At 40.0% G+C, this 22,233-nt stretch carries 22 protein-coding genes; 1 reads left to right on the plus strand and 21 read right to left on the minus strand.

Annotated elements, in window-relative coordinates; translation table 11 throughout:
- Positions 1-43 precede the first annotated feature (43 nt).
- The 10 genes from dnaK to tagD all read right to left on the minus strand — a co-directional run bounded on the left by dnaK (position 44) and on the right by tagD (position 9,311).
- Positions 44-1,858, minus strand: coding sequence for a molecular chaperone DnaK (dnaK, locus tag IV50_RS01825; RefSeq protein WP_057744223.1), 1,815 nt, complete (start codon positions 1,856-1,858; stop codon positions 44-46).
- Positions 1,859-1,924: 66 nt separating this feature from the next.
- A complete protein-coding gene (grpE, locus tag IV50_RS01830; protein ID WP_057744226.1) occupies positions 1,925-2,509 on the minus strand; it encodes a nucleotide exchange factor GrpE in 585 nt (194 codons plus the stop codon).
- A 17-nt stretch (positions 2,510-2,526) separates the two neighbouring features.
- Complete coding sequence (gene hrcA, locus IV50_RS01835; protein WP_057744229.1) at positions 2,527-3,549, minus strand: heat-inducible transcriptional repressor HrcA; 1,023 nt, start codon at positions 3,547-3,549, stop codon at positions 2,527-2,529.
- Between the two features lie 204 nt (positions 3,550-3,753).
- Positions 3,754-4,527 carry a DUF4422 domain-containing protein gene (locus IV50_RS01840; RefSeq protein WP_057744231.1) on the minus strand — a complete coding sequence of 258 codons (774 nt, stop codon included), beginning with the start codon at positions 4,525-4,527 and terminating at the stop codon, positions 3,754-3,756.
- A 20-nt stretch (positions 4,528-4,547) separates the two neighbouring features.
- On the minus strand, positions 4,548-4,853 hold the full coding sequence (locus IV50_RS01845; RefSeq protein WP_057744234.1) for a hypothetical protein: 306 nt from the start codon (positions 4,851-4,853) through the stop codon (positions 4,548-4,550).
- A 23-nt stretch (positions 4,854-4,876) separates the two neighbouring features.
- On the minus strand, positions 4,877-5,506 hold the full coding sequence (locus IV50_RS01850) for a sugar transferase (RefSeq protein ID WP_057744237.1): 630 nt from the start codon (positions 5,504-5,506) through the stop codon (positions 4,877-4,879).
- A 178-nt stretch (positions 5,507-5,684) separates the two neighbouring features.
- Complete coding sequence (locus IV50_RS01855; RefSeq protein ID WP_057744240.1) at positions 5,685-6,788, minus strand: CDP-glycerol glycerophosphotransferase family protein; 1,104 nt, start codon at positions 6,786-6,788, stop codon at positions 5,685-5,687.
- 54 nt (positions 6,789-6,842) lie between these two features.
- Positions 6,843-7,637 carry an ABC transporter permease gene (locus IV50_RS01860; RefSeq protein WP_057744243.1) on the minus strand — a complete coding sequence of 265 codons (795 nt, stop codon included), beginning with the start codon at positions 7,635-7,637 and terminating at the stop codon, positions 6,843-6,845.
- Between the two features lie 14 nt (positions 7,638-7,651).
- A complete protein-coding gene (locus tag IV50_RS01865; protein ID WP_082626033.1) occupies positions 7,652-8,812 on the minus strand; it encodes an ABC transporter ATP-binding protein in 1,161 nt (386 codons plus the stop codon).
- 79 nt (positions 8,813-8,891) lie between these two features.
- Positions 8,892-9,311, minus strand: a complete 420-nt coding sequence (gene tagD, locus IV50_RS01870; protein ID WP_057744247.1) for a glycerol-3-phosphate cytidylyltransferase — start codon at positions 9,309-9,311, stop codon at positions 8,892-8,894.
- 166 nt (positions 9,312-9,477) lie between these two features.
- On the opposite strand from tagD, the gene IV50_RS01875 reads away from it, so the two are divergent.
- Positions 9,478-10,716 (plus strand): aminopeptidase, encoded by a 1,239-nt coding sequence (locus IV50_RS01875; RefSeq protein WP_057744250.1) that lies wholly within the window; start codon positions 9,478-9,480, stop codon positions 10,714-10,716.
- A 52-nt stretch (positions 10,717-10,768) separates the two neighbouring features.
- Here IV50_RS01875 and IV50_RS01880 read toward each other — a convergent pair whose 3' ends face one another.
- The 11 genes from IV50_RS01880 to pgsA all read right to left on the minus strand — a co-directional run bounded on the left by IV50_RS01880 (position 10,769) and on the right by pgsA (position 22,222).
- On the minus strand, positions 10,769-11,350 hold the full coding sequence (locus IV50_RS01880; protein WP_057744253.1) for a sugar transferase: 582 nt from the start codon (positions 11,348-11,350) through the stop codon (positions 10,769-10,771).
- Positions 11,351-11,553: 203 nt separating this feature from the next.
- Entirely contained in the window at positions 11,554-12,447 is an 894-nt protein-coding gene (locus IV50_RS01885) for an RluA family pseudouridine synthase (RefSeq protein WP_057744256.1), read from the minus strand.
- 62 nt (positions 12,448-12,509) lie between these two features.
- A complete protein-coding gene (locus tag IV50_RS01890) occupies positions 12,510-12,710 on the minus strand; it encodes a cold-shock protein (RefSeq protein ID WP_057744259.1) in 201 nt (66 codons plus the stop codon).
- A 155-nt stretch (positions 12,711-12,865) separates the two neighbouring features.
- Positions 12,866-13,618, minus strand: coding sequence for a DUF4811 domain-containing protein (locus IV50_RS01895; protein ID WP_057744263.1), 753 nt, complete (start codon positions 13,616-13,618; stop codon positions 12,866-12,868).
- Between the two features lie 3 nt (positions 13,619-13,621).
- A complete protein-coding gene (locus IV50_RS01900) occupies positions 13,622-15,163 on the minus strand; it encodes an MDR family MFS transporter (protein WP_084736678.1) in 1,542 nt (513 codons plus the stop codon).
- A gap of 182 nt (positions 15,164-15,345) precedes the next feature.
- Complete coding sequence (locus tag IV50_RS01905; protein ID WP_057744266.1) at positions 15,346-16,080, minus strand: LysM peptidoglycan-binding domain-containing protein; 735 nt, start codon at positions 16,078-16,080, stop codon at positions 15,346-15,348.
- A 364-nt stretch (positions 16,081-16,444) separates the two neighbouring features.
- A complete protein-coding gene (coaA, locus tag IV50_RS01910) occupies positions 16,445-17,389 on the minus strand; it encodes a type I pantothenate kinase (protein WP_057744645.1) in 945 nt (314 codons plus the stop codon).
- 5 nt (positions 17,390-17,394) lie between these two features.
- Positions 17,395-19,680 (minus strand): RNA polymerase recycling motor HelD, encoded by a 2,286-nt coding sequence (gene helD / locus IV50_RS01915; protein WP_057744268.1) that lies wholly within the window; start codon positions 19,678-19,680, stop codon positions 17,395-17,397.
- A gap of 132 nt (positions 19,681-19,812) precedes the next feature.
- Positions 19,813-20,970 carry a recombinase RecA gene (gene recA, locus IV50_RS01920; RefSeq protein WP_057744272.1) on the minus strand — a complete coding sequence of 386 codons (1,158 nt, stop codon included), beginning with the start codon at positions 20,968-20,970 and terminating at the stop codon, positions 19,813-19,815.
- A 77-nt stretch (positions 20,971-21,047) separates the two neighbouring features.
- Entirely contained in the window at positions 21,048-21,533 is a 486-nt protein-coding gene (locus tag IV50_RS01925) for a nicotinamide-nucleotide amidohydrolase family protein (RefSeq protein ID WP_057744274.1), read from the minus strand.
- A gap of 104 nt (positions 21,534-21,637) precedes the next feature.
- Positions 21,638-22,222 carry a CDP-diacylglycerol--glycerol-3-phosphate 3-phosphatidyltransferase gene (pgsA, locus tag IV50_RS01930; RefSeq protein WP_057744278.1) on the minus strand — a complete coding sequence of 195 codons (585 nt, stop codon included), beginning with the start codon at positions 22,220-22,222 and terminating at the stop codon, positions 21,638-21,640.
- Positions 22,223-22,233 lie beyond the last annotated feature (11 nt).

The raw sequence follows: 22,233 nt of genomic DNA on the forward strand, positions 1-22,233 counted from the left end.
CCGAGCCCCGTTTTGTGTCTGTGTAACGATAAGATGTTCCAGATTACTTATCTGATTCGTCTGTGAATTCTCCATCCACTGTGCCATCATCATTGGTAGCATCAGCATCTGGTTGTGCTTGGTCAGCTTGTTGTTGATATAGCTTCATCGCTAATTCTTGAGCAACCTTTTCCAAAGCTTCCTTCTTTTCCTTCATATCATCAAGGTTATCAGATTCCTTAGCTGCCTTCAATGCTTCAACAGCATCTTCAACAGGCTTCTTTTCGTCATCACTTACCTTGTCACCAACATCTTCAAGTGTCTTTTCTGAACTGAAGATCAATTGGTCAACTTCATTACGCAAGTCAGCTTCTTCCTTGCGTTGCTTGTCAGCTTCTTCGTTAGCCTTAGCATCGTTCATCATACGTTCGATATCTTCGTCAGAAAGTGAACCTGAATCTTGGATGGTAATCTTTTGTTCCTTGTTAGTACCAAGATCCTTGGCAGAAACAGAAACGATACCATTACGGTCAATATCAAATGTCACTTCAATTTGTGGCACACCACGTGGTGCAGCTGGGATATCTGTCAATTGGAATTGTCCCAAAGTCTTGTTATCAGCAGCCATCGCACGCTCACCTTGCAAAACATGGATATCAACGGCTGGTTGGTTATCTGCAGCAGTTGAGAATGTTTGTGACTTTGAAGTTGGGATAGTCGTGTTACGATCAATCAACTTTGTGAAGACACCACCCATTGTTTCGATTCCAAGTGAAAGAGGTGTCACATCAAGCAAAACGACATCCTTAACATCACCCGTCAAAACTCCAGCTTGGATAGCAGCTCCCAAAGCAACCGCTTCATCAGGGTTGATTGAGTGGTCTGGTTCCTTACCAGTCAACTTCTTAACAGATTCTTGAACAGCAGGGATACGTGTTGATCCACCGTTCAAAATAACCTTATCGATATCATTCATTGAAAGTCCAGCATCCTTCAAAGCAGCCTTAACAGGTCCTTCAGCACGCTCAACAAGTTCAGCCGTCATTTGGTTGAATTGGCTACGTGTCAAAGTCTTTTGAATGTGCAATGGACCAGCATCAGTTGCAGTAATGAATGGCAAGTCGATTTGTGCTTCCGTTGCTTGTGACAAAGTCTTCTTAGCTGTCTCAGCAGCATCCTTTAAACGTTGTAGGGCAAGCTTGTCATCACGCAAGTCAATGCCATTTTCTTTCTCAAAGTCATCTGCCAACCAGTCAATAATCTTTTGGTCAAAGTCATCACCACCAAGATGTGTATCACCATTTGTTGACAAAACTTCAAAGACACCATCACCTAATTCAAGGATTGAAACGTCAAATGTTCCACCACCAAGGTCATAGACCAAAACCTTTTCATCCTTGTCATCACCATCAAGACCGTATGCCAAAGCAGCAGCCGTTGGTTCGTTGATGATACGCTTTACATCAAGTCCAGCAATCTTTCCAGCATCCTTAGTTGCTTGACGTTGTGCATCATTGAAGTAAGCAGGTACTGTGATAACAGCTTCAGTAACCTTTTCACCCAAATAGTCTTCAGCGTAACCCTTCAAATATTGCAAAATCATAGCTGAAATTTCTTGTGGCTTGTATTCTTTACCATCAATATCAACGGTATAGTTTGCCTCACCCATGTGAGACTTGATTGAAGATACAGTATCAGGGTTTGTAATAGCTTGACGCTTTGCAGTATCCCCAACTTGCACTTCACCATTCTTAAATGAGACAACAGATGGTGTTGTACGTCCACCATTTGGGTTTGTGATAACCTTTGGAGCATCACCTTCCATAACGGCAACAGCTGAATTTGTAGTTCCTAAATCAATTCCAATAATCTTAGACATAATATATAATACCTCTCGATTTTTATTTTTTATTTTTTTGTTTCAATCTATAGTGCCGGTTGTCAGTTAGTTATAAACTGCAACCATTGCGGGGCGAATCACGCGATCTTCAAGCATATAACCTTTTTGCATGACGCTAGCAATCGTATCTGCTGGATGTTCATCATCAGCTGGTACAGATTGAATGGCTTGTGCATAGTTCGGATCAAAGGTCTCACCCACTTGACCAACTTCTTTAATACCATTATCAGATAACGCCTGTTTCAAAGTACCAAAGACCATTTCAACGCCCTTCTTCAATTGCTCTGATGCATCATCATCAGCCTCAACCTGCAAAGCTCGCTCCAAATTGTCCAGAGCAGGCAAAACAGCCAAGCCTAACTTTTGATTAGCATACTTCAAAGCTTGTGCTTGTTCCTTAGCCAAACGTGTCTGCATATTCTGCATCTCCGCTTGTGCCCGTAAGAACTTGTCGTCCGCATCAGAAAGTTGTTGTTTCAAGTCAGCAATCTCATCAGCAACCGATTCAGTTGCAGTTTCATCAACTTCAACCACATCGTCTTCTGGCTCAATCACTTCGACATCAACCTCTTCATCATTTAGAGGCGTTGCCTCATTTTCCTGATTTTCAGTTTGTTTTTCCTCTGCCATTCCGACACCTCTCTTCATTAATAATATTCGATTAATTTCTGACCAATTGCATTTCTAAACTGATCAACCGTTGCCACCATTTTTGCATATGGCATGCGCGTCGGTCCTAAGAGCGCAATCGCACCAGCACCATGTCTTGGGATATGATACGTCGCCGAAACCAAACTATACTGATCAAATAAATCATTGCGATTTTCACCACCAATTTGAACCATCACGCCTTCGTTGGCTGTACCAACAACCTTGCGCATTGCCTCAGGAGATTGAATCACTTGCAAAATTTGCTTTAGCGCTTTCGGATCCGTATCACTGGTATAATCCAAAACATTTAATTGACCACCAATGAACACTTCGTCCGAGATTGAACTTGCTAACACATCACCAAACAACTGCAAGAACGCAGCCGGCGTGCGAATCACACGTTCCATTTTCAATGGTAAATCGCCACTCAGTGTTTTTAATACGTCGACAACTAAACAGTCAACCAACGTATCATTAATATAAGCAACCATGCCATCCAACTCGGAAACATCCATGCCTTCCGGTAATCTAAAACTTTGACTCGTAACATCACCGTCATTTGTAACAACAATTGCTAAAATTTGTTGACCATCCAGTGGCACAAGTCTAAACCCAGAGAGTCGAGTCCCCATCGCTTCAGGCTTCAATGCCATCGCTGTATAACCAGTTAAATTAACCAATTCATCAACCGCTTGTTGTAACAAATCATCAACTTGTTGGAAATTTCGAGCAAAGACACGTTGCAATGCTTTTTGAATTTCCAAATCACTTTGATCATCAGTCATCAACCGATCAACGTAATAGCGATATCCGCCTTGCGAAGGCACTCTTCCAGAAGATGTATGCTCTTTTTGCAACAATCCACGGTCTTCCAAAACGGCCATTTCATTTCGAATCGTTGCAGAGCTTACACCTAAGTCTAAGTCCTGAAGCAATGTTTTAGACCCGACAGCCTTTCCATTTTTAGCGTAATCTTTAACGATTGTTGCTAAAATCAAACTCTGTCTATCCGTTAACATCCTGCTTCACCTCTTTCATTAGCACTCATTAACCTTTCCTGCTAACATCTATTATAATACACGCCTCCCTAACACTTGTCAACACTTTTAGCACTTAAATATAAAGAGTGCCAAATCATTTTATGAAGCTTATTATATCAAGGATTCGCACCACCTATTTCGTAATTTTTCACAAAAAAAAAGAGAAATCTTTTTGATTTCTCTTTAAAAATGCGTTCTTGTTTGATCACTATTTAAAAACTTCCGCTTCAGGAACTGACTGCCCTTGTCTAACCAATTCGTTTTCTCAGTCGTTACCAAAGGATATTCGCGATACTTATGTCGTCTGGTTTCAACCCAAATATCCATTAAGCGTTCGGATAAAAAGCCAAAAACACGCGCATCTTGACCTTGATACGTATCATATGGAATCTTTTCTTGAACCTTCGCTAACACACCAAACACAAAGTCTGTATAATCTTGGAACAAAGCTTGCGGCATAATACTCATATTATATAGATGTATCTTTGTTGATTTCTCCAACGCTAAAAAGGCTGGCTCAAAATCCGGATAATCATCATGGATGACCTGCTCCAATACAAAATACGGCTCATTTAAATGTGCATTCAAATAATGATCTTTTTGGTTTTCAATGTAGTAATTTCGAACCTTGGGCAATAAGACATCCGCACCTTCAAGCCCCTTGCGAATTTCAGCTTCTGTTAAAACATCTTGAAGCGAATGACTGCTCTTAGATCCTAAATATCGTCGATAATGTGCTAACCCGACGATATCCTCGTTTTGTAGATTATATTTCGCCCAATACATCGCTGTTAATTCATTATAGTACGGATTCATCTCAGACATGTTTTTACCGGTATCATCACCAATATATCCAGCTGGACACTCTCCCTTCAGGGCACTACCAACATAGACTGGTTGATAGATCGAATCTTCCGGCATTTGATACGGCTTATGCGCTGCAACAATTATTTTCATTTCGATGCTCCTTTAGACGATTAATTCAACGTATTGGGATGTTTCTTGGCATATGTCACCACCGAAACATCAGCTTGTTTTGCCGCATTGATAATGCGTTGCATTTGAGCAGTCGAGACATGTTTCGTCGAGATATCAGCTCGTTGTAAATCTCGACGGGCCACTTGCACAGTTGGCGATTCACGGCCAACCGTCGCAGTCTGATTTTGCTGTTTTTGCAATCGGGCATGCTGTACATTTTGAATGTAATAACTTCCAAACGCCATCGTTAACAATAAGATAACCAATAGCACCCAGATTACCCAGTTTCTTTTTGGTTTAGGCATCGCCTAGGCCTCCCTTGTCATTTTTACATCGCACCAACTTTTTTAAAGATAGCCCGAATCGTCATAAAGATAATTTTAAAATCGAACCACATGTTTGCATGTGTTGCATATTCAATTTCTAATTCTGCTCGTTCTGGATAATGAATGGTACTTCGTCCACTTGCTTGCCACAACCCCATCGCGCCAGGTCGGACTGATAAAAAGACATCAACCCGATCACCGTATTCAACTAATTCATTCTCAACAACTGGACGTGGACCAATAATACTCATGTCACCTTTTAGAATATTAATAAATTGCGGTAATTCATCAATAGAGGTTTTTCGCAAAAAAGCACCTAATTTAGTAATTCGTGGATCTTCTTCAGTCGGTAATTTATAACCATTCGCTACAAACTTCGCGTACAAATCTGGATTAGCATACAACTTTTTATCCGCATCAACAATCATTGAGCGAAACTTATAAATTTGAAACGGCTTGTGGTTCAATCCAATTCGGGTTTGACGGTAAAACACCGGACCGCGATTTGCACCATATAAATATAGTAGCGAAACTGCCAGAAATACCGGTGACAAGACAATCAATGCAAAAATCGCAATGGAGATATCTAAAAACCGTTTTGAAAATATGTAGCTTTTACTTTTCTTTGTCATCGTTTTATTTAACTCTCTTTATTTCGATTCACTTCTATTGAATCAATCAAATCGAAATGGTTATTCTTTCTATTATATGAAGACCTTGGATTCCACACAACGTCCCTTTTTAATAATTATACGATAAAAACCAAAAAAACCACTAAACTCCTAAAAGTTTGGTGGTTTTTTAATGATTTCATTTAAAACATGCTTTCAGTATTTGAACTGTTTCCGAGGTTGGATGCGGATCAAACCGTTGTTCTAACTGATTTAAACTATCTTTAGAACAGGTCTGGTTCGCTAGCGCTTCCTTCAATTCATTAAAATCACGCGCAATTGGCAAACCCAGTGTATGTGGATCAAAGTAAAAGCCACGCTTCGCTTGATAATCATTTAAATCCGATTCATATAAATAAATTGGCTTTTGCCAATAAGCAAAATCGAAGAACACACTTGAATAGTCCGTTATCAAGACGTCAGCTTTGGCAAATAAATCATAAAGATCAAATTCATTACCATTGATAAGTTCTGGTAAGGTTAAATGTTCAGAAAAATAATGTCCACGATAGATAACCTGATACGTTTCCATCAATTCGGTTAACTGTTCGGGATTTAAAAAAGCATTCGGTGCAGCTTCATTACGATAGGTTGGCACATATAACAGCACTGGTTTATCAGTATCGAATGCAAATTTAGTTAATTGTTGCGCAGCTTTATCAGATAACCATTTACGTAGCTGTCCATGTTCCATGACCTTTTTAGCCTTCGGAAATAATTCATGTAGTTTTTCAGCATCATAAGGGCCATTCGCAAATAGATAGTCAATTTCAACTTCGTCATACCACTTTTGAACAAGCTTAGGTAAATCTGGCTCCGCATGCCCTAATGTCTTCAACGGAATCCCATGCCAAAATTGAATATACACATTCTTAGGATGATGAAATGGAATCAATCGTTCAATTGAAGCATTACTGACCCAATATTTAGATTGGAGCAAATACCAAAAATAACGCATTGAATCCATTTTAATTTTTTTCGCACCCAGTACATCTGCGAAGTCATTGGGCTCATTGACCGCCCAAATAAAGTCATAATCCGCAAATTCAGGGTCATCACGTAAAATTTCAAAGGCAGCAAGTGGTGTATCGGATATTTGACGCCCACTGTATGAAGCAAACATAATCTGTTGAGGGTTTACCTTAACAAATAGCTGCAATCCCGCTAAAAACGCCCGCATCATTCCAAGATAGATAAAACCAAAGACAGTCGAATCTTTGATGACATTTTTAATTTTTTGCATATTTCTCTTCCTATAAAAAACTCATTTTGCAATCCGCAAAATGAGTTTTAACTTTTACATCAAGTCAGTAAATCGATTTCTAAAGCGCACATGTAGATGCGCGCCACCAATCAAAATTAAAGTAACGACCAACCAGAAGAATAACGTATTCGACGGTTGTTGCCAAAACCACCGATGGTATAAAAAGGTATCTCGAAACATCTGAATGATATAGTAGAACGGCATCATTTTAATCACCGAAACCACTGCAACCGGTAAGTTTTTTGCATCAATGTTAATAACAATTCCTGAAAAGAAGAAAATCAATCGGAACAATGAGTTCGCGAATGTCTTATAATCAGGCACAACAATCGTCAACGTTGAGTTTAATAAATCAATGGCAAACATACAAATCAGCATACATGGAATTGCATATAAAATTTGGATCCAGTAGATACTTGGATGATAGCCAAACGCAATCAGCACCATGACCATAAAAATAGTCAAAACAAAGTATCGTCGAATTTCTTCCAATAGCGGCATCAACGGTGCAATTGACATGGGATAGTTTGTTTTAGTTAAGAGATTCAATTGCGAACTAACACTGGTCAACCCTTTATTGAAGGCACCTTGAATAAAATACCATGGCACAATTCCTGTTAATAGCCAAAGGATATATGGCACGCCAGCAACATTTCCATTATAGAGTCCCATTCCAAAAACAACGAAATAAGTTCCAATATACATGAGCGGTTCTAGATAATCCCATACCGATCCGAGATAGTTGTCAGCCCAACGAGAACGAACGTTAAAGCGCGCCAACCGATTTGCAATTGGAAAGTTATGCCAAACTTCTTGCAAAACTTGCATCAAATCTCTCATGGTCACTCACTCTCTTTCCGCTTACCGTTTTGCTGTTGCTTATGTAAGGCAGCCTTTTCTTTAGTTTCTTTAGCATGACGTTCATCGAGCGCATGCAATTTTTTTGGGGTCCAGCCCGTTACCAAAGTTGCCGGCTTTTCCACAATGGTTTTGAATCCCAGATTAAGGGCAATTTTATCTCCAACTAAAATCATTAGACACGCCAATACAACGATAATCCATTTTTCCCAGCGCGCCATTTTACTAGGATGTTGCTCATAATAAATTTCTTTTTTTAACTGTTTAGCTTGTTGTGTCGATGCCACATCTGAAACCGTTTCATGATATAGGTCATCAAGCGTAAACTGCTCTTGCGCATCGCGTAGTTCATTGCGATATTGCGCCTGCTCACTTTGACTCAACTGCTTATACTCATTCACGAATTCATCGTAATGATCCATCACTTCATTTGTTGGTCCGAACATGCGCACTTTTCCAAAATGCAACCACAAAACGCGGTCAGCCATCTCACGAACTTGTTGCAAGTCATGCGAAACGAAGAAAATCGTCTTACCCTGCGCCTGAAATTCCCGGATTTTCTCTAGTGATTTACGGTTAAATGTTGCATCCCCAACCGACAATGCCTCATCAATAATTAAAATATCCGGATCAGCATGTACTGAAATAGAGAACCCTAGTTTTGATTTCATTCCTGAAGAATAGTTTTTAACCTGTTGATCAATGAAATCACCTAGTTCAGAGAAAGCGATGATATCGTCCATCTTTTGATCAATTTCTTGATTGGACATCCCCATCATCAAACCCTTCAGACGAATATTTTCACGCCCACTCATATTGCCTCGTAAACCGGCATTAATCGCAATTAACGACACAGCGCCATTTACCTTCATTTCACCAGAGGTGGCCGGAATAATCCCAGACATCACTTTCATTAATGTCGATTTCCCAGACCCATTGGTCCCAACGACTGCAATCGTTTCACCTTCATAGGCTGTAAAGCTTACACCACGTAAGGCCCAGAAACTTGGAAAGGTTTTATTCGAAAGGGCTGCCTTCATTTTATCAGCATTCGTAGGTGCCATTTCATAACGTTTCGTCACAAATGAAGCCTGTACTTTAATTTTTTTATCTGAATCAGTCACAGTTGCTCTCCATTCATCCATTCATTTCTATGTATTATACGCTCACGCCAAAAATTCAGCGTAAACGATTAATTAAATTTTAACAAAATTAAACAAACACCTAATCGTCAATATCGGCTAGGTTTTTATCATTCAAATCAGCCTTAATTTGAGTCGTTGAGATTTCAGGTGTGCGTTCCAAGTATGTCACTTCAACACCAGTCTCATCAGCCAAATAGTCGAATTTACCTTGCCAATCATCACCCATTACAAATTCATCCACTTGATATAAGATGATGTCTTGTGATTTTTGGGCCCAAGATTCTTCAGGAATCACTAAATCCACATAACGAATGGCTTCTAGTAACTGTTTGCGTTTCTCATAGCTGAAGTATGTTTTTTTATGTTTTGCTTCCCAGTTAAATTCATCTGTTGACAAACCGACAATTAAATAATCGCCTCGTTCCTTGGCTCTGCGCAATAGATTGATATGCCCATAATGTAGCATATCAAATGTGCCATACGTAATCACTCGTCGCATTTAATACTTCCTCCGGCCTGCATTTAAATCACATTTCTTCAATTATACTACATTTCAGTCAACTTCCCAAAAACTTACCATTTTTTTGATAAGCTCAGGTGACTAGTGTTTCGACCAGAGGTATTGTAGAATGAGTATATTCTAATAATTGAAACGAGGCCCAACTATGACACTTGAACATTTTGATTTATTACTTGATAAGTATGCCCATTTAGTGACATCAATTGGCGTTAATGTCCGCAAAGGACAATCTATTTTAATTTACGCTGAAATCGAACAAGCCCCATTCGTACATAAGTTAACTGATGCAGCCTATGAACGTGGTGCAACACGTGTTGATGTGGAATGGTCTGACCTACACACCAAACGCGCGTTCCTAGAAAATGCACCAGAGGAAGCACTGGCAACAGTGCCAACTTGGGTACCTGTGCGTTCACAAAACATTGCCGATGCTAACACCACCCGTATCTCAATCTTGTCTGCAGACCCTGATGGTTATAGTCATATTGATGACAACCGCATTTCGACGCTAGAACAAGCCATGCAACGGGCCAATTCTCCCGTCCGTCAGGCAACCATGAACAATGATCTTGATTGGATTGTTATCGGCGCTGCCGGGCAAGCATGGGCCCAAAAAGTTTTCCCTGACTTAGAGGCTCCCTATGCTCAAGACCAATTGTGGGCTGAAATTTTCAAAGTCTCACGCATCTCAGTCGACAACGACCCTGAAGCCGATTGGGCAGCACACGTGGCCAAGTTAAAGACTAAGTCACAATGGCTAAACCAACAAAACTTTAAGTCACTCCACTTTAAGTCCCCCATCACTGACATTAACATTGGTCTAGCTGAAAACCATTTTTGGGAGGCTGCCGATTCAGCTGATAAGTCTGGACACACCTTCATCGCAAACATGCCAACCGAAGAAGTATTCACTTCTCCAGATTATCGTCATATCGATGGCCACGTTCAATCGACAAAACCACTGTCATACGCTGGGACGCTCATTAAAGATATCCAACTCACCTTCAAGGATGGGCATGTAACTGAAGCCCACGCTTCTACCGGCGAGGCTATTCTCAAACAACTGATTGCAACTGATGCAGGTGCTAGCTCACTTGGTGAAGTTTCGCTTGTACCAGATCCTTCCCCAATCTCACAATCTGGAATCACATTCTATAATACCCTATTTGATGAAAACGCCTCAGACCATTTGGCACTTGGTGCGGCCTACCCTTCAAACATTCAAGGTGGTACACAAATGCCACTTGAAGAGCGTCAAGCGCATGGTCAAAACGAATCATTAGTTCACGTTGATTTCATGATTGGCTCTGCTGATATGGATGTTGACGGCATTACGTTTGACGGAAAAACCGTTCCTGTCTTCCGTAATGGTGACTGGGCTTAACAATTAACAATAAAAAAAGACCTTCGGCACAATATAGTGCCAAAGGTCTTTTTTATTCATGGTTAATGTCGGCTTGCTTGACGACTTTGACAATTGTTTGCACAACAATCGCAAAATCATTTCGCGCGGTAACATGTTGTGCATACTCAGTGTCGTATTCAGCCTTTTCAACATCACTAATATTATTACGTCCATTAACTTGAGCTAAACCTGTGATACCTGGACGTACTTGATCAGCACCAAACTCACGGCGTAAATCAAGCACTTTTCGATCTGTATCAGCCAATGGTCTAGGCCCAATCAAACTCATTTTCCCAAGAAACACATTAATCAGCTGTGGTAATTCATCAATCGATGTTTTTCTTAAGAAACTGCCAACAGGCGTGATATAAGCATCCATATACGCAAAGTTTTGATTGGCTAATTCAGGAGCCCGCTCGGACATCGAACGAAATTTATACATATTAAAAGGCTCTGAGTTCAAGCCATAACGGCGTTGTTTAAAGAACACTGGCCCGGGAGAGGTTATTTTTACAATAATCGCTACGATTAGCATTGGGATACATCCAATAATTAACACAAGCGCAGCAACTAACATATCTATCAAGCGTTTAAAATAATTTCGATAAAGCATAGGCATCCTTCTTAGAAGAGTTTATATATATCGGGTAATTACAAATCTAATTATGTATTCATTTATATACAATTATGCCTTTTTTTGGCGGAAAAAGCTAGCCTTAAACTGAACTAAAATTACTTCCACATCATTTTTATATTGATTTTAATTAAAATTATTTTCAGTTCTCAACAAAGCTCTTTTTATCGCGATGACACTGTTTAACCTTTGTTCCAAAACAGGCCTGGTATCGGTGCACTCACTCTCATTTCTGTTTGCGAGAAAGGTTTTATAAACCCGACTTCCGACCCATGCAGCATTAATCTTGCATCACCATTATATTGCTGATTATACAGGCTATCACCCACGATTGGATGCCCTATCGCTGCAAAATGGACACGTATTTGGTGTGTCCGACCAGTTTGAAGCTCTATAGCTACCAATGAACTATTTGAATCAGTTTCAATTAGTCGCCAGTGCGTAACAGCATCCTGAGCCTCTACGCCATTAACCATGCGTAACCGTGAATGATACGGATCTAACCCTATCGGCAATCGAATCGTGCCACTCGCTTCCTCTAAATGACCTGTCACACGTGCCACGTAGCTTCGTTTAATTGTTTTGTCTCGCAGATAGGCATTTAGCAAAACTGCAGCCATCGGATTCTTAGCGACTAGAATCGCCCCAGAGGTAGCCTCATCTAAACGATGGACCATATATGCATTTTCGTGCGACCGCTCAGCTAGATAACCTTGCACATAGTTCATCAACGTACCGTCTTCTAGCGGTGAATTAGGATGCGTTTTGATGCCATTACACTTGTTTACGACTAATAGATCATCATTTTCATACAGAACATCAATTGGCTGACGAACATCAGAGACATAACTCGAAATTGGTGTTACAAAATCTTCTTCCAAAAGACGCATCGTCACAACATCACCTGCGTACAATATCGTTTTCATATTCCGATAGGCCTGATTCACATAAATTCGCTTTTGTTGCCGTAATTGCCCCTGTATACGTTTGGGTAGCTGCCAGATTTGCATTTGTTCACGCAAAGTGATGGCTGGTTGATTTTCTGGTAAGGTAACTGTCTTAATCCATTCTGTCATTTTTACTCACGTTTTCCATAAAAAAAAGAACAGCTCAATGAAGAGCTGTTCTTTAATTGTGATTAAAGCTTTGTAACATCCGCAGCTTGTAATCCACGATCTCCATCAACAACGTTGAATTCAACCTTTTGACCTTCGTCTAATGACTTAAATCCGTCACCTTGGATAGCTGAGAAATGTACGAATACATCGTCTCCGTTATCGCGAGCAATAAATCCAAATCCCTTATCTGCGTTAAACCACTTAACTGTACCTTGTTCCATTGTTACGAACCTCCTGGCATATTGCCAATCTTTTTTTAATAATCCAAAACGACCATGCCATATTTCAAAAAGGATCGAAACATAAAACAAAAATCTTTTAAACTATATTTATAGTATAGCACAGCTTCCAAATATGTGCTAGCCCCAATTTCGAATTACTTTGAAACTTGTTGCTTAATCGCACTTGTTGTCAATTCGGCAGCAAATGCATTTGCTTGTGCTTTTTGTTCAGCTGCTGATGCGGTTGGATGAGCTTGCATGTAAGCCATCATTTTGGCTTGGACACCTTGCTTCATTTGCATCTGTTGTGCTTGTTGTGCTTGAACAGGCATTTGCTTCTGCTTAGCACCTAATGTTTTTGCTTGATCAGGTGACAAAACTGCCCATGTCTTGTCCGGTACTCGTACAACCGTATGTTGCTTGATAAGTTGATTTTGTTGATCACTCACCCCAAACAACATCTTATAGAAATCATTCTTAAAACGCCAACGCGTAGTGGTGGTTTCTGCGGTTGCTTGACTCCCGCTGGTAGTTTGATAAGTAGCCGTCTTTTTCACAGCTTCAACAATATGCTTTGTATCTGGCTTATTGTGAGCAACTGGTTCTTTATCATTCGCCTTGTTACGGTAAATCATAACGTAGTTATTTGACTTGTTCCCAATTTCTTGGGCTAACAACATGTTTGCTGGAGATGCTGTATCACCAGCAGTATAAATCTGTGTTGTCTGTGTTGTCGTAACCTTCTTCATACCAAAATGATCCGTAAAGTTTACTGTCATTGCCCAAACGCTGGCCATCAACAAAATTAATGAGATTGTCCCCGCGATAGCACGTAAAATTACAGGTTTAATATAAATCCATGAAACAAAGGTCAACACGACAAAAAGTAATAATAAGACAATAATCATGTTTTAGTTCTCCTTCGTCATTTCATCAGTCGTCTCATCTGCAATAATCTTACCTTTACGTAAGAACAAAGCAATTACAAGACCAATGGCTGCAAAGAGGAAGCCAATGAAGAATGAAACTTGGAATCCATCCATTGAAGCATCAATCATCTTTGCCCCATAACTTAATGGGTTCGCCGTACGTAGTGCATCGCTTGGCTTGTTGTTCGTAATAATGTTTTGCGTAATTGATGTTAGCAACGCCACAACTACAGCTGACGCCAATTGACGCGCCGTGTTATTCGAAGCCGTAGCATGATTAGCTTCGGCAGCTGGTAATGCAGACATCGCAGAAGCTGTTAATGGCATCATCACCATAGCAACACCAAACATACGTGCAGTATAAAGTGCCGTAATGAAGTGAATTGGTGTATCAGCTGTTAAGAACATGAATGGCACTGTTCCAATGGCAAGCAGACCGAAACCAACTAAGGCAAGGCGGCGTGCCCCAACCTTGTCATATGCCATCCCGGCGATTGGTGACATAATCCCCATCATCAATGCTCCAGGTAACAAAATCAAACCTGACGTTAATGCACTCAAATTGTGTATATTTTGCAAGTATGTTGGCAACATCATCTCAACACCCATCATCGCCATCATTGCCATCATAACGGCAATCGTTGTAATCGTAAATTGCTTATTCATGAAGACACGGACATTTAAGAAGGGGTCCGTTAAATGTAATTGGCGGACGATGAAAATGGCAATGAAAATGATTCCGATAACAATCGGTGCAATAACCGTTTTAACATCGCCCCATCCATCACTACCAACATTGGTAAATCCAAGTAGGAAGCTACCAAAACCAATAATTGAATAGATCAAAGACAAAACATCAAGCTTGACATCGTGTGTGTATAAAACATCCTTCATAAAGAAGAAACTCAAAATAAACACAATTGCCAAAACCGCCATTGGTAGGTAGAAAATTGAACGCCATGAATCAGATATTGTAAGACCTAAGATGACGTGATTCTTATCCAAAATCCAACCAGATAAAGTCGGTCCGATAGCGGGTGCCATCCCAACAACTAATCCACCAAGCCCCATGGCAACACCACGTTGTTCAGCTGGAAAAATATTTACCATAACAACCTGCATCAATGGCATTGAAATTCCAACTCCTAGTGCGGCAAGCACACGTCCAGATAGGAACATCCACCACATATCATGTTGTTCTGGGGTAAAAGCTGTAATCGCCATTCCGGCCCACAATAGACCAAAGGCAATCAAATATAGCCATTTCGTTGGAATTCGACTTGTGAAATAAGCCGAAACCGGAATCATAATTCCATTGGCCAACAAGAACCAGGTTGTGGCCTGTTGGGCTGTAGCTAAATTAATATCAAATGCATCCATCAAAGTTGGAATCGCAGTTCCAAGAGATGTTTGCATCAAAACCCCTGCAAAAGTCGCAACCAAGATCAAAACGATCATGATTGTTCGGTTATAAGGTTTTCCATGCACATCCACTGGTTGTGCATGCATAGCAGTCTCTGACATACTTATATACCTTCCGTTTCAAATTCAAATTAACTTCTCTTACCAACAGTTAGTAAAAGAGAACAGACACTAATTATAAATGAATCACACTAAAATACAAGGTTTTTTTGTCAAATAAGTTAACAACTTTTTGACCGCAAAAAAAAAGCGAGCTTACACTCACTCTTTCATAATATTTTAGATTACCACCAACCGTTTGCTTGACGGAATGAAATGGCACTTTCAACTGAACCATAACGGCTTGTTGCATATCCAACCATACCCTTGGTTTGATCAGCAACAGAACCTGTTCCCCAGCTTTCCTTGGTTTGTCCCAAACCAGTATAACCATTTGGTGAAACCGCGTTAGGGTTTCCACCTGATTCTGGTTGAACAATTGTTTGCCACATAGCGTCTGTTCCACCATTAGCAATAAATTCATCATAAGTAGATCCTGAACCTGAAGTAGCAGCTGGCTTTGCCACAGGCTTAACCGCTTCAACAGCTGCAGGTTGTTCAGTTTCTTGAGTAGTAGACTTTACTTCAGCAGCTGGCTTTGCCTCTTCATTGTTCGCTTCAGCAGCCTTTTGGGCAGCAGCTTCGGCAGCAGCCTTTTGAGCAGCTTGTTCTTGGGCGGCTTGCTTTGCTTCAAGAGCAGCCTTTTGAGCAGCCTTTTCTGCATCAGCATCATTCGCCTTATCAGCATCACTTGCCTTTGCTACTTCAATCTTTTGATCAGTGAAAACCAAGTTCTTATCAGCAATTTTGTTTGTTGAAACAAGATCTTCAACCGTTAGATTGAACTTGCTGGCGATTTCTGAAAGTGTGTCACCCTTTTGAACAGTGTAAGTTGCGGCATTGGCCACTGTTTGTCCGGCAGCAAAAACAGAAGCTAACCCAGCAACTGCAAGTGCAGCATTTTTAGTCGTATTACTCATGAAATTAAATCCCCTTAGTTACGCTTTTATTTTAATAATTAATTATTTCAATTAATATAATTCGCTTGCGAAAACTCCTTCGCAACAACAAAGATAAGTTTACCAATTCAAGCTCTTTGTAAATTACGAAAACGTTACATCTAGTTATAATAAATATAATTACGTTCACAATATGTAACATTTACGACATAAAAATCAGTGTAACAGGCTAAAACACTGACTATTTAAGGGGTTTTCAGACTTATATTAAAATGGCTTTTGCTAAAAAAATGGTCTTAATTTATAAAAAAAAGCCGTGATTTTAAATAAAACCACGACTCTTTTACTGTTTGTCACATTATTGACATCTATAAAAGTTAATTAATTAAAATTTGCGTAACCATATTTCATCGATGATATGTCCAACCGTTTTGTGCAAGATAAGATCTGCGCGCTCTCTTGTTGGTAAAATGTAATCCTCTAAATTAGGTAAATTAACTGTTTCCCAAACCTGACGAGCCTGACTAATGGCCTGGTCAAACGGCATTTGTGTCCAAGAATAGAAGAAATTATTTGGATCTTGGGCTTGCGCCGTTTGATTAAGTAACGCAACAAATCGATCTAAATACCAATGAGCGATTAAATCAGTATCAGCATCCAAGTAAATTGACAAATCAAAAAAATCTGACAAATATACCGGTGCATCTGGCGTGGCTTGCAATGTATTGATTCCTTCTAAAATGAAAATTTTTGGACGCTTAAAATAGTCATACTCATTTGGCAGTACATCTGAAATATCATGTGAGTACTTTGGAGCCCGAATTTCTTCGTCCCCATCTTTAATAGCATCAACAAATTCAAGTAGTTTCGGCATATTGTATGATTCTGGAAACCCTTTACGCTCCATGATACCTTGCTGAACAAGTTCCTCATTTGAGCGTAAAAATCCATCAGTTGTTGCTAAGGCAACTTCGCTTTGACCAAATTCAGCTTGCAATAGATACTGCAACAACTGTGCCGTGGTTGTTTTGCCAACAGCAACTGAACCTGCAATCCCAATCACAAATGGACTCGGCGTCTGCGGCTGTTCAAGGAATTCAGCCTGTACCTTGCGATCTTGCCCATACTGGCGATACTGGGTCTTAATATATGCCACCAAAGGCTTATAGATAGCATCAACTTCATCTAATGAGATTTGATCATTAAACGCTTTAAGTTCAGACAGTACTTGAGGGGTTAATTTAGACTTCACATCATTCGATGCCGTTTGCCCAAGCTTACGCCAGTCCTCACGTTTAATTACTTGATAATTCATTGATGGCTCTGTCATATTCATTATTCCTTCACATATAAACTCTCATCAATATTGCTTAACAAGGGTGACAACTTTTGATCAGCTAGTACAGTTAACTGGTGCATTGCACGTGAGGCGATTGTATAAACCAATTGGCGTTCATCCTCAGCATGGTATTTCTCTGCGTTAGCGTCCCACATAATGACCGCATCAAATTCCAACCCTTTGGCAAGATAGGCTGGCACAATGATTGTACCTGGAACTAGGCGTTGATTTTCAGTTCTGATGATTGTGACGTCTAACTGATCACGCAATTGTGCATAGGCCTCCTCGGCGTCAGCTAAGGTCTTTGTGATAATCGCCGTTGTTTCGTGTGCATCACTGGCTTGATTAACTTTAGCAACAGCCGCATCAATCATTTCAGTTTCATTCTGCGTTACTTTGACACTTGGTTTATCACCCTCGCGTTCAAAGGCATTAATCGTCGCACCATCAACTAAAATAGCTTTTGCATAATCCGTAATTTGCTGTGTTGAACGATAAGTATCGGTCAACTCAATGTACTCTGACTTTTCTGGATTAAACAAATGTGTCAAATCGGCTTGCAAGCCAGCTGCATTTTCTTTAGTAAAGATGGCTTGATTTAAATCACCCAACATTGTAAATCGTGCCTTTGGAAAACTACGCTTCAAGAAGGCTAATTGGAATGGTGTGTAGTCTTGAATCTCATCAATAAACAAGAAGCGAATATCACGTTCACCATGTGTTCCTTTAATTAAATCAAACAACAACATAAATGGTGTCATATCTGCTAAGCTCAATTTACCTTGTTGCATTTGAGCAACCGTTGCCTCTACTCCGGCATCCCAATCAGCTTGAGTAAGCTGGTATTGCGTCAAATCCATCAAATAAGGCACACTCTTCAAAAAGTGTACGAATTGGCGATTGATATTAATGAAACGATTACGATTAATACCACGAATAATTGGTGCCATTTCATTCGTCACAATAATTTTCGCGATGTAATTGTGCTCTTCTTTATCTGACTTAAATTCTTTTTCTTGATCACCCATCATTGAATCATATTCTTCTTTAGATAGATTTTCAATTTGCTCATCAACCCATTCAGCATTCATTTCTGAACGCACATGTGACTGCAACATTTTAAGCAAGCGTTCCTTTGTCGCAAAGAGACGGTTTCCTAGATTATAGTTTTCATTGAAACTATAGTAGATTTCCTTAATGCGATCCGCACTAATCACTTCTTCGCCTCTAAATTTAATTGGACGTACTTGAATTCCCTTTTGATTCAAACCTTTAGCATACGTTTGCATCACATTGAAGTAATCCAAAGTTCCCTTCAAATCAATCAACTCTTTTTGAACAGTCCCAGGTTGAGCTTCAAATCTTTCTTGCAAAGTTTCCAATTCAAATCGTGGTAAGCGTCGTGAAGCATATTGATAATAAGTCATCTGAACCATGTTTTGTTCACCAAGTTCGGGTAAGACTTGATCAATGTAGTCATTAAATAGTTGGTTTGGTGAAAACATCACGACTTGACCTGATGTTAATTGACCACGATATCGATACAACAAGTAAGCTACCCGCTGTAAGACAGCTGAAGTTTTACCAGATCCTGCTGCACCTTGTACAAATAACAAATCTGCAGAAGTATTTCGGATAATTTTATTTTGTTCTCGTTGAATCGTTGTAACGATTGATTGCATTTTCGTGGTTGATTCACCAGATAATGCATTCAAGAGCATTTGGTCACCAATGGCCTCATCGGTATCAAAGATAGTTTCAATTTTACCATCCTCAATTTGGAATTGTCGTTTGAGGTGGACAGTTGCTTGTTGGTCACCAGCTGGTGTCGTATATGTCACTTCACCCACACCATCGTCATAGTAAATTGATGAAATTGGCGCACGCCAGTCATAGATCAAGAAATGATCTGGTTCATCTGAAAATGACGCCAACCCAATATAAATCGGCTCAGTTACATCAGAACCTGCATCTTGCACATCAATTCGTGCAAAATAAGGTCGCTCTTTCAAATGTTCTAGAACCTCAGCTTGGTGTTCAACCGAGTTCATCTCAGCCTCACGCTGTTCGAGCATTTGTTGCTGTTGACGCACCGACATAGCGGTTTCAAAAAGACCACTGTAAGTCGATGAACGATAGCGCACATCTTTCCATCCTGCATCGACGTCAGCCTTCTTTTTATCAGCATTGTCTCGTTCTAATTCATTGGCAACTTTTGCGTCCTGAATTTTTTCTAATACACCATCTAAGCGATGTTGTTCAGATTTATAAGGTTCTAACATTCGGGTTCCTCCCAACGAATTTAGTCATTCCATGATACACCATATTTCAGAAAAAAACCATTTTCTAGCCATTTCTCTAAAAAAAACCATTGACGTAACATAAAGTTATCATCAATGGGTATTTATTTTATACTATTTTAATAGGTCAATTTCATCTGTATCAGCGCCAGCATTTTCTCCTGAATCAGCTAACTTAGCCTCATCTGAATCTTCTGATCCATCGTGTTCTCCAAGATAAGCATTCCGAACGCGGGTATAGATTTCATCATAAATGGCTTGGTGCTCAGGATCCTCTAGCCAACGAATAACATTAACCTTACCTTGACCAATTTTTTCACCATTGTATGCAAACCAAGAACCAGACTTATCAATAATATCCTTATCTACTGCCAAATCAATCATTTCGCCGGTCTTTGAAATTCCCTTACCGAACATAATCTCCAGTTCAACTTCACGGAATGGGGCTGCAACCTTGTTCTTAACAACCTTGATTCGAGTCAAGTTACCGATTGACTTGACGTTGTCTCCATCGGCCTTAGTCGCATCAATACCACCCTTACGACGAACGTCTAGACGGACAGAAGAATAAAACTTAAGTGCTCGTCCACCTGGTGTTGTCTCGGGATTACCGAACATCACACCAATCTTTTCACGCAATTGATTGATGAAAATGACAGTTGTTCCTGTCTTAAGGATTGATCCTGACATCTTACGCAAAGCTTGTGACATCATTCGAGCTTGTAGTCCCACTGTTGAATCACCGATTTCACCATCAATTTCAGCCTTTGGTGTCAGTGCCGCAACAGAGTCAACAACCACAAGATCGACCGCTCCAGAGCTAATCAATTCATCAGCAATCGCTAGCCCTTGTTCACCAGTATCTGGTTGTGAAAGCAACAATTCATCAACATCAACCCCAAGTGCACGAGCATATTGCACATCAATTGCATTTTCCGCATCAATATAGGCAACAATTCCCCCATTTTTTTGGGCTTCAGCCGCAGCATGCAAAGCCAAAGTCGTCTTACCTGAAGATTCAGGACCGTAGATTTCAACAATTCGACCCTTAGGGTAACCGCCAATACCTAACGCAATGTCCAACTTTAATGAACCTGTTGAGGTTGCTTCAGTTTTGGTAAACTTGCTGTCACCCAACTTCATGACAGAACCCTTTCCAAATGACTTTTCAATCTTCTTTAATGCATCATCCAGCGCTTTTTCACGGTCCTTTTGATTCTCAATACGACCTTCAATTTTTTTATTAGGATTAATATTTTTTCCACTTGCCATCTTAAACGCCTCCGTTTGTTAACTTTAACTTAAGTAAAACTAGTATACAACTAATTTACACCGAACTGCAATCTTTTTTAATCAGAAATTTTTAAATCTGCTAAGGCATCTAATACCATTTGCATTCCTTGTGTCACACTTTGTTGTCTGACCGCACTTCGATCACCTGTGAGGCCCACTTTTATTACCTTTGCGTACTGTTGTGGTCCGACTAAGCCAATAAAAACCGTGCCTGCTGGATGACCTTCCAAAGCATCTGGCCCAGCTACACCTGTAAAACTAACTGCAAAGTCAGTGTTTAAAGCCGCTTGAGCCCCGCTAGCCATAGCTAAAGCTACCTGCTCCGAAACCACGCCATAATTTTCAATCAAATCATTTGGCACCCCTACTAATTGATGTTTTGCCGCGGCTGAATAAGTGACAAACGCTCCTGGCAATACCGCTGAGATACCACTCACATTAGCTAATTGACTCACGAATAAACCAGCCGTCAATGATTCTGCGCTTGTGATACTGAGTTGATGCTGAATTAACTGCTGGCCAACCATCTCTTCAATTTGCATCTGACTACCACCTTCTTTATTAAAGACTCGTTTTTGGAAGAATTTTTTTATTTTTCTTATTATTAAGTGTAACAAAAAAGCAGGTCAGCTGACCTGCTTTTCGTTTATTTAAATCCATCACTGAAGACTTGACGATTTTTGTAAAAGTAATCAACCCCAGAGTAGACGGTCGCAATCAAAGCAATCCAAATCATGATTTGTGCAAATGGCACATTGATCGCAGCAAAACCAACGTTGTGTAATAGGAAGAAAATAATCGCAATCATTTGCGAGAATGTTTTAATTTTACCAGGCATCGCTGCTGCTAGAACTTTTCCATTATTTTCAACAATTAACGTCCGTAGTCCAGTAATTGATAATTCGCGAATTACAATGATGGCAACCATCCAAGCCGCCACCCATTGGAATTGTACGAAGAAAATCAAAGCCGTCATAACAAGGAGTTTATCGGCCAATGGATCAGCAAACTTACCAAAGTTAGTCACCAAATTTTCACGACGGGCAATTTGTCCATCAAGAAAATCAGTTAGCGATGCAACAATAAAAATAATTGCAGCAACAAAGTGACTAACCGGTAGTTGTGTTCCTAAAACCGACCAAGTTCCCCAGTCAGGATTGAATGCCAAAACCACCATGAAGACAGGGATTAAAAGCATTCTAAAAACCGTTAACTTATTTGGTAAATTCATATTTCGCCTCG

Source organism: Weissella viridescens (assembly GCF_001437355.1).
Lineage (GTDB): Bacteria > Bacillota > Bacilli > Lactobacillales > Lactobacillaceae > Weissella > Weissella viridescens.

Bases quoted from the DNA above. Each gene is read 5' to 3' on its own strand.
- dnaK (WP_057744223.1), bottom strand. From the start codon at position 1,858: ATGTCTAAGATTATTGGAATTGATTTAGGAACTACAAATTCAGCTGTT.
- grpE (WP_057744226.1), bottom strand. From the start codon at position 2,509: ATGGCAGAGGAAAAACAAACTGAAAATCAGGAAAATGAGGCAACGCCT.
- hrcA (WP_057744229.1), bottom strand. From the start codon at position 3,549: ATGTTAACGGATAGACAGAGTTTGATTTTAGCAACAATCGTTAAAGAT.
- IV50_RS01840 (WP_057744231.1), bottom strand. From the start codon at position 4,527: ATGAAAATAATTGTTGCAGCGCATAAGCCGTATCAAATGCCGGAAGAT.
- IV50_RS01845 (WP_057744234.1), bottom strand. From the start codon at position 4,853: ATGCCTAAACCAAAAAGAAACTGGGTAATCTGGGTGCTATTGGTTATC.
- IV50_RS01850 (WP_057744237.1), bottom strand. From the start codon at position 5,506: ATGACAAAGAAAAGTAAAAGCTACATATTTTCAAAACGGTTTTTAGAT.
- IV50_RS01855 (WP_057744240.1), bottom strand. From the start codon at position 6,788: ATGCAAAAAATTAAAAATGTCATCAAAGATTCGACTGTCTTTGGTTTT.
- IV50_RS01860 (WP_057744243.1), bottom strand. From the start codon at position 7,637: ATGCAAGTTTTGCAAGAAGTTTGGCATAACTTTCCAATTGCAAATCGG.
- IV50_RS01865 (WP_082626033.1), bottom strand. From the start codon at position 8,812: ATGGATGAATGGAGAGCAACTGTGACTGATTCAGATAAAAAAATTAAA.
- tagD (WP_057744247.1), bottom strand. From the start codon at position 9,311: ATGCGACGAGTGATTACGTATGGCACATTTGATATGCTACATTATGGG.
- IV50_RS01875 (WP_057744250.1), top strand. From the start codon at position 9,478: ATGACACTTGAACATTTTGATTTATTACTTGATAAGTATGCCCATTTA.
- IV50_RS01880 (WP_057744253.1), bottom strand. From the start codon at position 11,350: ATGCTTTATCGAAATTATTTTAAACGCTTGATAGATATGTTAGTTGCT.
- IV50_RS01885 (WP_057744256.1), bottom strand. From the start codon at position 12,447: ATGACAGAATGGATTAAGACAGTTACCTTACCAGAAAATCAACCAGCC.
- IV50_RS01890 (WP_057744259.1), bottom strand. From the start codon at position 12,710: ATGGAACAAGGTACAGTTAAGTGGTTTAACGCAGATAAGGGATTTGGA.
- IV50_RS01895 (WP_057744263.1), bottom strand. From the start codon at position 13,618: ATGATTATTGTCTTATTATTACTTTTTGTCGTGTTGACCTTTGTTTCA.
- IV50_RS01900 (WP_084736678.1), bottom strand. From the start codon at position 15,163: ATGTCAGAGACTGCTATGCATGCACAACCAGTGGATGTGCATGGAAAA.
- IV50_RS01905 (WP_057744266.1), bottom strand. From the start codon at position 16,080: ATGAGTAATACGACTAAAAATGCTGCACTTGCAGTTGCTGGGTTAGCT.
- coaA (WP_057744645.1), bottom strand. From the start codon at position 17,389: ATGACAGAGCCATCAATGAATTATCAAGTAATTAAACGTGAGGACTGG.
- helD (WP_057744268.1), bottom strand. From the start codon at position 19,680: ATGTTAGAACCTTATAAATCTGAACAACATCGCTTAGATGGTGTATTA.
- recA (WP_057744272.1), bottom strand. From the start codon at position 20,970: ATGGCAAGTGGAAAAAATATTAATCCTAATAAAAAAATTGAAGGTCGT.
- IV50_RS01925 (WP_057744274.1), bottom strand. From the start codon at position 21,533: ATGCAAATTGAAGAGATGGTTGGCCAGCAGTTAATTCAGCATCAACTC.
- pgsA (WP_057744278.1), bottom strand. From the start codon at position 22,222: ATGAATTTACCAAATAAGTTAACGGTTTTTAGAATGCTTTTAATCCCT.